Origin of the sequence: Paraflavisolibacter caeni (genome assembly GCF_025628885.1) — a bacterium.
GTDB lineage: Bacteria > Bacteroidota > Bacteroidia > Chitinophagales > Chitinophagaceae > Flavisolibacter > Flavisolibacter caeni.
In genome coordinates this window covers 84,972-99,348 of sequence record NZ_JAOTIF010000017.1, presented here as the reverse complement: position 1 = coordinate 99,348, position 14,377 = coordinate 84,972, and the positions used below count along the sequence as shown (strand labels likewise).

The following is a 14,377-nucleotide window of genomic DNA, read 5'->3' as shown; positions in this document are numbered from 1 at the left end:
TTATTTTGCTGCAGGTTGCTGATTCATCACATTAGGATCGTAAGGAGGCACGCCTTCGCTAATGCCACCTTCATGGTGTTTGTCATCTTCGATTCCCAGCGGTTTTTTTTCTTCGTAGGGTCGTTTTCCTATCAGTTTTTCTACATCGCTTTGGAAAAGAACTTCCCTTTCCAGTAAGGCTTCAGCCAATTTTTCTACGTCACCTTTCTTTTCGGTCAGTAGCTGGATGGTTCTTTTATAAGCGTCTTCGATCACCACCCTCACTTCTTCATCGATCATCTTGGCTGTTTCTTCGGAATAAGGCTTCGTAAAAGTTTGCTCCTGGTGCGGGTCGTAGAAGCTAATGTTACCCACTTTATCACTCATCCCGTATACAGTAACCATTGCATAAGCTATTCTGGTAATCTGTTGCAAGTCGTTTTGAGCACCAGTAGAAATCTTTCCAAAGAAAATATCCTCACTAGCACGGCCACCCAAAGTCATACAGATCTGATCCATTAACTGATCGGTATTGTACAGGTACTGCTCTTTAGGCGTGTATTGTGCATATCCTAAAGCTGCTGTTCCGCGGGGAACGATGGTCACCTTCAACAATGGGTAAGCATGTTCCAGATACCAACCACAAATGGCATGACCAGCCTCATGGTAAGCAATGATGCGCTTTTCGTCGGGAGAAATGATTTTGTTCTTTTTCTCCAGACCGCCAATAACCCTGTCTACTGCATCCTGGAAGTCTTCCATTTCAACAGCGGCTTTGTTTTTACGAGCGGCAATCAGGGCAGCCTCATTACATACATTGGCGATATCTGCACCCGCAAATCCTGGTGTTTGCTCAGCCAACTTATGAATATCAACAGTTTCTGACAATTTGATCGGTTTCAGATGCACTTTGAAAATAGCTTCGCGGCCTTTCAGATCTGGTTTATCTATTGTAATCTGACGGTCGAAGCGGCCAGGGCGCAACAGGGCGGTATCCAATACGTCAGGACGGTTGGTAGCAGCCAGCACGATAATGCCACTTTCACCGCTAAAACCATCCATTTCTACCAGAAGCTGGTTCAATGTGCTTTCGCGTTCATCGTTGCTCATCATCATGTTCTTGCCACGGGCACGACCAATCGCATCAATTTCATCGATAAAAATGATACAGGGTGATTTTTCGCGCGCTTGTTTAAACAGGTCGCGTACACGGCTGGCGCCCACACCCACAAACAATTCTACGAAATCAGAACCAGACATCGAGAAGAAAGGAACCTGGGCTTCGCCGGCCATAGCCTTTGCCAGGAGGGTTTTACCAGTACCTGGAGGTCCAACTAACAGGGCTCCTTTCGGAATTTTACCACCCAGGGAAGTATATTTTTTAGGATTCTTCAGGAAGTCAACAATTTCCATTACCTCCACTTTGGCTTCATCCAGGCCCGCCACATCAGCAAAGGTGATGTTCACCCTGGTGCCTTTATCAAACAGAGTAGCTCTGGACTTCCCGATATTGAAGATTCCACCAGGGCCACCGCCACCGCCAGCGCCACCGCCCATTTTACGCATGAGCAGTATCCAGATGGCTATAAATATTAAGATTGGCAGCAGCGTAGTAACAATTGGTCCAAAAAAGTCTCTTTCAGTGTCAACGGCACCTACATTGCTAACAGTTGGGTTGTCCTCGTAAAACTTCCGCATATCATCCTTGAAAGAATCACCGGATACAATACGGAAATAAAAATGAGGACCTGCTTCATTTTCAGAAACATCTTTGCCTAACTGGGATTCATATTTAGGGAGGGCTTCTTTTTTGAGAGCAACCCGTACGATATTACGATTGGATACAATGGTGTATTGCTTAATATCACCTTGTTTCAGCATTTGCTCAAAATCGTCCTGGCCAATTTGTACGGTACTTGGAGAAAAAGGCCCAAATACCTGGAAACCTATCAGAACGGCGAAAATGATAGCATAAACCCAATAAATGCTAAACTTTGGGCCCTTACGAGACCCTTCCTCACCTTCGCTATTTGAACGGTTATTAAATTTTGGCAGTTTCGATTTATTATCCTCTTTATATGGTTCTTGTGACATTTGTAGTCTTTACTTAAAATTAATTATTCAGGGAAAAACCCAAATATAGGAGTTTAAAAATGCAAGTATGCTTTTTTAACAAACTCCAATCAGGAAAGGTTGTGTTCTTCAATAACCGCATCGCTCCACATTTCCTCGAGTTTGTAAAATTTGCGACTTTCCGGCATCATGATGTGCACAACGACATTTACATAATCAATCAGCACCCATTGCAAGGCTTGCTTGCCTTCGTGCCGATATGTATATTCATTGCATTTTTTCTTTACGTCCTCTTCCACGTGTTCGGCAATCGCCCGGATTTGCGGCTGGTTATTGGCTTCGCAAATCACAAAGAAGTCGGCTACAGCCTCCGGAATTTTGCGCAGATCTAGAGAAACAATATGCTCTCCTTTTTTATCCTGAATGGCCTTTATAATTGTTTTTAGAATTTTCGAGTTGCGGTTTAGACGGGCAACACCTTTTCTTTTACGACTAGTTAATACTTCCAATGGTTCCAAATATCAATAATTTAATGTTTCATTTAAATCAGGCAGCGGGGTTAACTGAAAAGCAATGAAATAGTTTTCTTTGCTCAAATTTATATGAATTGTTTCCTTCAGCAAAACAGATAGGTTTCCCCTTTATTGAACTGCACACTGTGGACAGTACCAACAACTATGCCATGGGACTGGTTCATGCAGGTATGGCACAGCATGGCACTTGCGTGTTTGCTCATGAGCAGACAAAGGGCAAAGGACAACGATCGAAGCGATGGGTTTCCATTCACGGCCAAAATATTTTATTAAGCATTATCATTGAGCCCTTTAACCTGCGCCCAGAGCAACTTTTCCGTCTTAGCATGATGACTGCAATTGGTGTTCAGCGGTTTTACAGCCACTATGTCGGCGAAGACACCTACATCAAGTGGCCCAATGATATTTACTGGCGTGACAGAAAGGCAGGGGGCATCCTAATTGAAAACAATTTGCAGGGGAGGGAATGGAAATATGCTGTAATCGGCATTGGGCTAAACATCAATCAAACCAGTTTTGAAGGCATGCCTGTCAAAGCCGTTTCACTAAGACAGATAACGGGCAGAAGATATGATACTGTAGAGATGGCCAAAAGTCTTATTAATACACTTCAAACAACCTTTGAAGAATTGTTAAATAATTCGGAAGAAATCGCTTCCTGCTATCACAAATTCCTATACAAAAACCACCAAACTGTAAGATTAAGAAAGGGCTCCAGAATATTTGATGCCTATATAAAAGGAGTTACAGAAGATGGCAGACTCGTTACAGCGACCTCAATGGAAGAATATTTTAGTGTGGGAGAGGTTGAGTGGGTAATGCATGAAGAGTAATTGGAGTTAGGGGTTTCCGTCTATCTTTGCCGCCGATTTATGACACACTATCAAAAGCTTATTGAGGCCGCAGCATATTTAAAGCAATTCGTACAAGAAAACACAAAAACCAGCGTAATACTGGGCAGCGGCCTGGGAAATTTTGTAAAAGAAATTGAAATAGTCAATGAGATTCCATACGAGCAGATACCACACTTCCCGGTATCCACGGTGAAAGGACATCATGGTAAACTTATATTTGGAAATGTAGCGGGTAAGCCTATACTCGCTATGGCAGGCCGTTTTCACTTGTATGAGGGATATGGAAAAGAAGAAGTTGTATTTCCAATCCGCATCATGAAAATGTTGGGTATAGAAACTATTCTGATGTCAAATGCAGCAGGTGGCGTGAACCTCAGTTTCAAAGTAGGCGACCTTATGATCATTAAAGACCACATTTCTTTAGCCACTAAAAATCCCTTGATCGGCGCTAATGACGACCGCCTGGGTACACGTTTCCCGGATATGAGTGAGCCTTATAAGAAAAGTCTTATTCAAAAAGCGAAAGAGATTGCCAGAGAACATAACATTACTTTAAAAGAAGGTGTATACTTTGGCGTTACAGGTCCGACGTTTGAGACCCGAGCCGAATATAAAATGATACACGTTCTCGGTGGAGATGCTGTAGGTATGAGCACCGTACCTGAAACCATTGCGGCAGTACATGCAGGAATGAATGTATTTGCCATGAGCGTTATCACTGATATTGGTATCAGAGAAGAAGAAAACGTAATTACACATGAAGAAGTATTGGAAGCAGCCCAAAATGCTGAACCGATTTTTTCAACCGTTTTCCGTGAATTGATCCGAACTCTTTAATTTTTCTTTTTGAAGCGACTTTTCTTCTATATAGTTTTAACCTTGCTGCTAGTATCAACGGTGGCAGGTCATGTAAATGCTCAGCAGATGCCCGGGGTACTTCGCAGGCTTCCAACAGGTGGCGGCGGCCGAGGTGGTGGCGGCGGCGATAGTTTAAAACGCCGTGATAAATATGAGGACAGTATTACTATCTCTTACAGGCTGCTCGATTCTACGCGCACTTTTAAGTTTGACTCTACGCTGAATGATTTTACCAGGCGGTTTCCTATACCAGCTACTGATATTTATTTAGGTAATACAGGAAATGCAGGCAAATCGATCCTTTTTTCTCCCAGAACAACCACCGGTTGGGACCCAGGCTTTCATGCATTTGATATTTATAAATGGAACCTGGACCAGATAAGGTTTTTCAATACTACCCGGCCTTATACCGAACTGGGATATTTATTGGGGGGACAGTCGCAACAAATTATCGAAATTCTACATACACAGAATATAAAACCATATTGGAGCGCATCACTACAATACCGGCTCATTAACTCGCCAGGTCTTTTTAAGAGCCAAAAGACCAATCATAATAATTATTTACTCACTTCCTGGTACCAAGGACCCAAAAAACGATACAATAATTATTTAATTCTTTTAGGCAATTCGCTGCAATCGGAAGAGAATGGAGGTATTCTTAATGATAAAGACTATCTAAACAGTCCATCTTATGAAGACCGATTCAACATTCCTACTAAGATTGGAGGAGATGCGAGTTATCAGCGCGATTTTTTCAACAATACATTAAATACCGGGAACCGCTATAGCGAGTTCACCACCTTGCTGAGACAACAATATGATCTTGGTCAAAAAGATTCCATTGTAACTGACTCTACAGTAATTCCATTATTTTATCCACGACTTCGCTTTGAGCATACCTTTCGTTACCAGAAGATGCGGTACCGCTTTATCGACAATGTTGCCGACTCCGATTCCGATGGTTTTTACAGTACATATTATGGTCTAAAACTGCAATCTGACAGCTTTTTGCTCCAGGAAAGATGGAGCGAAGTCAGCAATGACTTTTCTATTTACCAGTTTCCTGATGCCAAGAACCTGCACCAGTTTTTGAAACTAGGTATAGAATACCAGTTGCTACAAGGTCAATTGAAAACAGACACAAAATCGCTTCATAATTTTATAGGACATGGGGAATACCGGAACCGCACCCGCAACAAGAAATGGGACTTTGAAGCCTTTGGAAGCCTCCATCTCAATGGCTATAATGCAGGGGATTACCATGCACTTGCCAGTATTACCAGGATTATCAATCCTGCAGTAGGTAGTCTTCAGCTGGGGTTTGAGAATGTGAACCGATCACCTTCCTTTAATTATGATACGAGGAGCAATTTTTACCTCGATGAGTCTAAGAGCTTTTCGAAAGAAAATACACTTCATTTCTTTGCCTCCACATGGGTGCCGAAGATCAAATTGCAGTTAAGAGGTGATTATTTCCTGGTGAGTAATTATTTATACCTGACTAACTATTATAAGATGCAGCAGGAAAACGCTCTTTTTAACCTGCTACGCATCAGCGCCTCCACGACGTTTAAAATAGGCAGAAGGTGGAACTGGTATAGTGATGTTTATTTACAACAAAAAACCGGAGCTGTGAACCTGAATGTCCCACTGGTATATACCCGCAACCGATTTGTTTTTGAAGGTAATTTCTTTAAGAATCTTTTCCTTGCCACAGGATTAGAGGTTCGTTACCATACACCATACAAAGCAGATGACTACTCGCCAGTATTAGGACAGTTCTTCTACCAGGACTCTGTGACCATATCCAATTTCCCGGACATAGCGGCCTTTCTGCATTTTCGCATACGTAGTTTTAAGGCCTTTATACGGGCAGAGAACCTGAATACATTCCGCTACCAAAACAGTAAAATCACTTTCACCAACAACAATCTTGCAGCTCCAGACTATGCGTACCCCGGGCTCACTCTCCGCTTTGGTTTTTATTGGAGCTTCGTTAATTGATGAGGATAGAAACCTGTTGGCAGGTAAGCATTTTTAAACTTTCGAAGTTTTTAAGTCTATTGGGTAAAATAATTTTTCCACATTTTAAGGTAGTGAATTAAGGGGCAAAAATTATTGCGGCTTATATCCTTATTAATACATAACACTTAATAAAAATATGACACTTCTTAATAGATAGGACTTAAAAAATATTTTTTTGTCTATTTTTTTGATGAAAAACATATTTTTTAGCTATATTTGTAAAACAAAACCAAATAAAATATTACATAACTACAATTAACCATACAACTTTATAACTGAAACATGATTTAAATTTCATTATGTTATTCTGCTCAACAGAAAGTAATGAAATGATTTTATTCAAGTTTTTCATATGGCAAGCAATCGTTAGTCGCCCTTTGTTTCTACAAGGGGCTTTTTATTTTAGATACTTATTATGATTGTTATTATATTTATGCTCTATTAAATTATTATTACTAACGAATGCCTACCATAATTCCCGCTTTTTATAAGCGGGATTTTTTTATACATCAATTCAGAAGTTTTTACTTTCGGCCACAAAAATTATCAAAATGCAATACCGCTCATTTAAAGGGAACTTAGTATCGGAAGTTGGATTAGGTACATGGCAACTAGGCAGTTCAGACTGGGGTGTGGTTAATGATGATGAAGCATTTGCCCTGTTGCAGGAATTTGTAAATCTGGGCGGAAATTTTATTGATACAGCTGATGTGTATGGAATGGGGATCAGTGAAAAAGTAATCGGAAGATTTTTAAAGACTGTTGATCAAGAGGTATTTGTAGCCACTAAATTGGGAAGAAGAAGCGATCAAGGAAATGGCTGGCCACAGAATTTCACTTATGATGTATTGCGCCGACACGTAGAAGATTCCTTATCTCACCTTGATCAGCAGCAATTGTTTTTAGAACAACTGCATTGCATTCCTACTGAAGAAATGCGCTCAGGTAAAGTGTTTGACCATTTAAGGCGTCTGCAACAAGAGCAATTGATCCGGTACTGGGGAGCCAGCGTTGAAACTTCAGAAGAAGCTTTGCTTTGCCTGGAGCAGGAAGGAATTGCATCACTGCAGATTATTTTTAACCTCTTCCGGCAGCATGTAGCTGAAGAAGTGTTTGACAAAGCAAAAGAAAAAGACGTTGCGATCATTGTACGGGTACCACTGGCGAGCGGCCTGCTTTCAGGAAAATTCAATGAACGAACCACATTTACCACGAATGATCACCGGAACTATAATGCAAATGGTGAAGCATTTAATGCAGGTGAAACTTTTTCAGGTGTAGCATTCAAGGAAGGTGTTCGTCTTGCCAACGAAATGGCGGCATTATTACCAGATGAACGAATGGCGCAATGGGCAATCCGCTGGATATTGGATCATCCACAGGTTACCACTGTTATACCCGGAGCCACAAAACTGTCGCAGGTTCAAAGCAATATGGCGGCTTCTACCCTACCGCAGCTTCCCCAAGAAGTGCATCAGCAATTAAGGAATCTTTACGAGGAAAAGGTCCGGAAGGAAATCAGGGGACATTACTAGTCTGTTATTCAAGGCTGTTTTTAAGTTCGGCAATAGGCAGGCATTAACTGCCGTGTTCAGGGCTTTTTCTGCTCAACTGTTGGCAGCAGTTCAGGTTGGGCTTATGTAATTTTTTTTCCAAAAAACAATTCCAAAAACTGAATAATTAATACTTTTTCCGTATCTTAACCTATCACACTTTTCATTGGCATCGTTATGCTAATGCAGGACTAGAAAAACTTTAAATCCATGCGCTGCTGAAAGCTATCCTAAAACGAATACCATGATCAGAGTTTTTACCACCAGCTTCGAATTTCAAGGCCGAACCTATTCATCGATGGTACAAATGACCATTGATAAATCTGATTTTGCCATGCAAATCAGCGTTGAAGACCCATCGCTGTACAGTTTGCTGCCGGATGGTAAAATCAGCTATACCAGTAAGAGTGGATTAAAAACGAACATTGAAGGCAAAAAGCTACAAGCACAGGAATTAGTTGGAAGCGTAGTAAGATCTGTTGAAAAACATCTTTACATGTAAAATTGTTATCTATTAGCTTTGGGCATACATCCTTAACCCCTTCCTGCTTATGACATACAATAGCTATCGAATACTTCTGGCAGATGATGATGCAGATGACCGGTACATCATGTATCAATCCTTTAAGAATATTGGCTGGGATGAGCAGGTAAAACTGTTCGACTCAGGCAAGCAGCTTATGGCTTACCTGGACAGTCTGACAAATACTGTTTACCCCAAGCTTATTGTGCTTGATTTCAATATGCCCGGAATGAATGCAGCAGAGATACTTCATCATTTGAAAAGACATGATAAGTATAAAGACATTGCCGTAGCAGTCTATTCTGTAGACATGAGTGACTCTTTACAGCAAAAATTGATGTCAATGGGCGTTATTTCCTGCCATAAGAAAGTTATCCGGCAGGCTGAAAGTGTCGCGCTAGCACAAACCTTCAAATTACTTGCAGAGGATGTTTATGCTGATTGATTCTTTGGTTGGAATAGTTAAATACATTTAAAAAACTGGTTCAGAATTTCCACAACTTTTAATTACCTGATAATTTTCTTCATTCAACTTTTTTAAACTTCTTAGGTATATACAAGAAGTACTATTTGGCATACCAATTGTTTCATTTATCAATGTGAGTGTATCATGAAAGTTTGATTGAACATTCATGACAGTTATAGGTATTAAGTGTTTATAACTGTTTTAGAAGGAGCGGTCTTAGGATCGCTCTTTTTTTTGAATTTATGCTCTTTTTCAGACTTCATAATTCGTTGTAGATGTATTTCTACAGAGCCACTGTTTAAGGAATACAACAGTGTAAGGTTTTGCCATTCATCACTTTATAATCAATAGATAAAATGAAGGCTTGGTATTTGCCCTATGTGACTAAGCCCTACCTTTTATACTTATGAATACCAAGGAGCCCCAAAAAGAAACCAGGAAAGAGACTAGTTTGGTACAGAAAGTTGCTAAAGTCCTTCTTAAAATCGTACTCTTTCTGTTTTTACTGGTAGTTGTACTCTTTCTTCTCATTTTTACACCTCCTGTACAGCGCTTTGCGACAACCAAAGTGGAAAATTTCCTGCAAAAAAAGTTGGGAACAGAGGTTGAAATTGGCAGTATTTCATTTAGTTTGACAGGACGGATCAATTTGGAAAATATTTACTTTGAGGATCAGAAGAAGGACACCTTACTTTCCGGAGGCCAAATCAAAGCCAATGTCACCTTATCAAAACTTTTCAATAACGAGGTCGAGGTTAAGGATTTAGTGCTGAGGGATATTACTGCGAAGATCAAGCGTGTTCTTCCTGACACCACTTTTAATTTCCAATATATTGTAGATGCCTTTGTTACGCAGCAGACAGCTCAACCTGACACAGCACAAACGGCGCCCTTGAAGATGGCATTGGATAAACTGACACTGGCCAATGTTGCCTTTACACTGAATGATATGATCACGGGTAATGACATGTTTGTAAAGATTGGAGACTTGGCTGCAAGATTTGATACCATTGATCCCTTCAGTTTTCATTTTGATGTCCCTTCACTACAGGTGCGCGATATGGTAGCCAGGATCAAGCAATACAAACCATTGGTGGAACCAGAGCCAATAAGTAAGGACCTGGCTGAAGCCAGCGCCCCGACACCTATGAATTTAAACTTCGGCACTATTGACCTGAGGAGGATTGACCTGAATTATGCTAATGACATTTCAGCATTCTACACACTTCTCAACATTGGCCAATTAAAGGTCGATGGTAAGAAGATTGATCTTGCCAATAATGCTATACACCTGGATGAAATAGTGCTTAATGATTCCAAGTCAGTTATCAGGCTTGGTAAGGCACCGGCAGCTAAGGTTGTAAAAAAAGAAGTGAAACAAGAAGTAGCGGTGCAACAGCAAATGGGGTGGAAATTTTTAGTGGATAAAATAAACATTGATCATAACACTTTCCAATTTGACGATGACAATAGTCCGAGGCTATCCTCTGGTATGGACTATGCTCATATGCATGCTGAAGACCTGACCTTACGGGCAGAAAACTTTATCATGGTTCCAGACTCCACAGGAGCCAGAATTACAGAAGGGCACATGAAAGAAAAGAGCGGCTTACAGTTGGAAGCGTTGAAGGGAGACCTGTTATATGCCTATAACCAGAGTTATTTAAAAAACTTCTACATAAAGACGCCTGGTACAGAGCTTAAGCGTGGTATAGTGCTTGAATATGCATCATATGATGCCTTGATGAAACAGCTTTCCCAAACAGTAATGGATGTCAATATTGATCATAGTTATGTACAAGTAAAGGACATCTTACTATTCGCTCCACAGTTGCGGTCCAACCCGGCTTTTAAAAATCCCAATGATGTATGGCGTTTGAACATGCAGGCCTCAGGAACTATGAATCGCCTTTATGTTGAAGCTTTGCAATTTGATGGTTTCCAAAACACAAAAATCGATGCGTCGGGCACACTCGCCAGTCTTACCGATCCTAACCAGGCGGGAGGAACTTTCACGATCAGAAAGCTGCACACTACAAGAAATGATATTGCGACAATTGCCGGTCCAAGCTTACCCAAAGACCAGATCAACCTGCCTGAAACTATTGATGCATCAGGCACCTTATCCGGAAATGCGTCTAACTTACTTACCAACCTGCGCATAAACACATCTTCAGGATCTGCCACGATAAATGGACATTTCAGCAATCTTACCAATCCAACTTCGGCCACCTACAATGCGCAGGTACGCACCAGCGGATTGCAGTTAGGTAAGATTCTACGTAATCCTCAAATGGGCTCTTTAACGGGCACTTTTACGGCCAATGGCAAAGGCTTTACACCTGATGCCATGCGTACGGATTTCAGGGGCGTGATCAACAGTTTGGGATTTAATAACTACCAATACCACAACATTTCTCTAAAAGGGAATTTAAATGGAAGCAACTATAAGGTTACTACAGAAGCAAATGATCCAAATGCTGATTTTAGCCTGACTGCAACTGGCAGCTATGCAGCAAAATCATCTTTAAAGCTTGATGGTTTTGTAGATAGCATCAAAACACTACCGTTAAACTTTACCACTCAACCTTTAATATTCAGGGGAAAGATTACAGGAGATATACCATCACTAGATCCAAACAATCTGGAAGCAGATGTTTTTATTACAAATGCGCTGTTTGTATCGGATACGAGCAGATTACCATTGGATACGCTTCATCTGGTTGCCAATAAAACGGATACGGGCCAGTATATCAACCTCACCAGCGATATCATAAACGCACAACTGTCGGGACAATACCAGCTTACAGAACTGGGCACAATCCTACAAGATAATATCCAGCCATATTTTTCGGTTGCACCATACCGTAAAACAGCTGTAAAACCTTACAATATTTTCTTTACTGCCGATGTTATTTATGATCCTATCCTATCTGTTTTTGTACCTGGATTAACCAATATGGAAAACATACATGCAACCGGCAGTCTTTCATCCGGACAGGGTTTGCAGGCTAATATTTCTGCCCCATACATCTTGTATTCATCAAATGAAATCAATCATGCTTTGTTGAATGTGGCTACATCGGATAGTGGATTGATGGTAACGAGTACCGTCGACCGGTTAAAGAGTGGTTCTATTCATATTTATAAGGTACAACTCAATGCAAAAGCTTTAAATAACATTATTGATTTTGCACTAGGCATTGATGATAAAAATGGTAAGGATATATATAACCTAAGCGGGAACATCAGCCAGCCCAAAACCGGAGACTTCATCATTAGCCTGAAGCCGGAGAACTTAATGCTGCATTATGAGCCATGGACCATTGCACCCAATAACTCTATTGCTCTTATTAACAACCAGATCATCGCCAACAATTTCGTGATGCAAAAAGGTGATCAGCAGCTTAGCCTGCAAAGTGCCTCCCAAACAGGTGCACCGCCTTTGGATGTGCGTTTTACCAATTTCAGGATCAGTACCATCACCGGGTTCATTCAGCCCGATACGCTATTGGCAAATGGTATAATCAATGGATCGATTACCCTTCGCAACCTGATGCAGCAGCCTGTTTTTACCTCAGATCTTAATATTTCTGATCTGAGTTTCAAACAGGATACTATCGGTAATATAGCTTTAAAAGTAAACTCTGAAGGTAACAGATACCAGACCAATGCTACCATTACGGGCAAAGGAAATGATGTTTCACTAACGGGATATTTCGAGCCTCAAGGCAGCAACGATATTGCTTTAGACCTTGATCTGGCCATTCGCAGAATTGAATTGGCTGCACTTCAAGGCATATCAGGTGGATTTATTAAATCAGCATCCGGCTCTATTAATGGAGATGTAAGCATTAACGGGACAACCAGCAAACCGCTAGTGCAGGGAAAAATCAACTTTGATAGTTCCAAAATTTCTACCACCCTGCTAGGAGGACCACTTAGGATTAATAACGAGACAGTGCAAATTTCGGAAAAGGGCATACACTTTGACAAATTTACCATCCGGGATTCGACCAATAATGAACTTACGATGGATGGCGATATGTTGACGACCAACTTCATCAACTACAATTTTGATATTAATGTAAGGGCAAACAACTTCAAAGTGATCAACACCACCAAAAAAGACAACAAGATGTTTTATGGCGATATGGTCATTACTTCCCGAATGCACATTGGCGGCACAGAAGCAGAGCCTGCTATAGACGGAAATGTTACCATAAATGATGGAACTGATATCACATTTGTTGTGCCGCAGGTTGAACCGGGTGTTGCTGATAGAGAAGGCGTGGTAGAGTTTGTTGACCTGGAGGCACCAGAGAATGATTCGCTATTCCGTGCTTATGACTCACTAAATACTTCTGCCATTTTAGGTTTTGACATTGCTGCCAATATAGAAATTCAGAAAGAAGCCAATTTTAATATTGTGATTGATGCGGCCAATGGAGATTTCCTGAATTTGAGAGGCACAGCTCAATTAACTGCAGGTATTGATCCAAGTGGCAAAACTACACTTACCGGCACTTATGAAATTGAGGAAGGAGGTTACCAATTAACCTTCAACTTCCTGCAACGAAAGTTTAACATTGAGAAAGGCAGTAAGATCATTTGGCTGGGCGAGCCTACCAATGCAGATGTTGATATTACAGCCGTTTATATTGCCAACACGGCCCCGCTCGACCTGGTAGCAGGAGTGGTCCCTGATGAACAACGCAATTACTACTTGCAAAAACTTCCTTTCCAGCTAAAGCTGAAACTTACCGGTGACCTGATGAAACCGCAGATAGCATTTGATATCCTGTTACCGGAAGATAAAAACTACAATGTTTCCCATGACGTAGTTAGTACAGTAAATACAAGCCTGACGCAGTTACGGCAAGAATCTTCGGAACTGAACAAGCAGGTTCTTGCTTTATTGTTATTAAACCGGTTTGTCGGTGAAAACCCATTTGAGTCTAGCGGAGGAGGCTTTAATGCAGAAAGTTTTGCCAGGCAAAGTGTAAGTAAGCTCTTAACAGAACAATTGAACCAACTGGCATCGGGGCTGATTGAAGGTGTTGACTTAAACTTTGATGTAGCCTCCAGTGATGATTATACCACCGGCTCCCGTCGTGATCGGACAGATTTAAATGTTGGTGTTAGTAAACGGCTGATGAGCGACCGGCTAACAGTTACCGTAGGCAGCAACTTTTTGCTGGAAGGGCCACAGCAATCGAACCAGCGATCGAGCAATATTGCAGGTAATATCTCTGTCAATTACCATTTGAGCAAGGATGGGCGATACATGCTGCGCTTTTACCGTAAAGATGAATACGAAGGTTCTGTAGACGGCTACATTATTGAAACCGGTTTAGGTTTTAGTATTTCGGTAGATTATAACCGTTTCCGCCAAATATTCGAAAGTCAAAAGAAACAAGCTGCAAGAGCAGCACAAAGACAGGCAAATATGCAACAACCTAAAGTGCAATGAGAAGGTTTTTGATGGATGGTTTATTGTTCCTCCAAAC

The 14,377-nt window shown here is 41.1% G+C and carries 9 protein-coding genes; 7 read left to right on the top strand and 2 right to left on the bottom strand.

Annotation, left to right across the window (positions count from 1 at the left end):
* Both ftsH and rsfS read right to left on the bottom strand, forming a co-directional pair.
* Positions 1-2,073: an ATP-dependent zinc metalloprotease FtsH gene (ftsH, locus tag OCK74_RS18285; RefSeq protein WP_279298516.1), complete on the bottom strand. Its 2,073-nt coding sequence runs from the start codon at positions 2,071-2,073 to the stop codon at positions 1-3.
* Positions 2,074-2,162: 89 nt separating this feature from the next.
* The gene (rsfS, locus tag OCK74_RS18280) at positions 2,163-2,570 is read right to left on the bottom strand and encodes a ribosome silencing factor (protein ID WP_279298515.1); all 408 of its coding nucleotides are present in this window, start codon (positions 2,568-2,570) and stop codon (positions 2,163-2,165) included.
* An 89-nt stretch (positions 2,571-2,659) separates the two neighbouring features.
* On the opposite strand from rsfS, the gene OCK74_RS18275 reads away from it, so the two are divergent.
* From OCK74_RS18275 to OCK74_RS18245, 7 genes are all read left to right on the top strand, one after another.
* Positions 2,660-3,418, top strand: coding sequence for a biotin--[acetyl-CoA-carboxylase] ligase (locus tag OCK74_RS18275; protein ID WP_279298514.1), 759 nt, complete (start codon positions 2,660-2,662; stop codon positions 3,416-3,418).
* A gap of 39 nt (positions 3,419-3,457) precedes the next feature.
* Entirely contained in the window at positions 3,458-4,276 is an 819-nt protein-coding gene (locus OCK74_RS18270; RefSeq protein WP_279298513.1) for a purine-nucleoside phosphorylase, read from the top strand.
* 9 nt (positions 4,277-4,285) lie between these two features.
* Complete coding sequence (locus tag OCK74_RS18265; protein ID WP_279298512.1) at positions 4,286-6,304, top strand: putative porin; 2,019 nt, start codon at positions 4,286-4,288, stop codon at positions 6,302-6,304.
* A 572-nt stretch (positions 6,305-6,876) separates the two neighbouring features.
* Positions 6,877-7,860, top strand: a complete 984-nt coding sequence (locus tag OCK74_RS18260; RefSeq protein ID WP_279298511.1) for an aldo/keto reductase — start codon at positions 6,877-6,879, stop codon at positions 7,858-7,860.
* Positions 7,861-8,122: 262 nt separating this feature from the next.
* Complete coding sequence (locus tag OCK74_RS18255; RefSeq protein WP_279298510.1) at positions 8,123-8,380, top strand: hypothetical protein; 258 nt, start codon at positions 8,123-8,125, stop codon at positions 8,378-8,380.
* 49 nt (positions 8,381-8,429) lie between these two features.
* Positions 8,430-8,846, top strand: a complete 417-nt coding sequence (locus OCK74_RS18250) for a response regulator (protein WP_279298509.1) — start codon at positions 8,430-8,432, stop codon at positions 8,844-8,846.
* Between the two features lie 427 nt (positions 8,847-9,273).
* The gene (locus OCK74_RS18245) at positions 9,274-14,340 is read left to right on the top strand and encodes a translocation/assembly module TamB domain-containing protein (protein WP_279298508.1); all 5,067 of its coding nucleotides are present in this window, start codon (positions 9,274-9,276) and stop codon (positions 14,338-14,340) included.
* Positions 14,341-14,377: the final 37 nt, after the last annotated feature.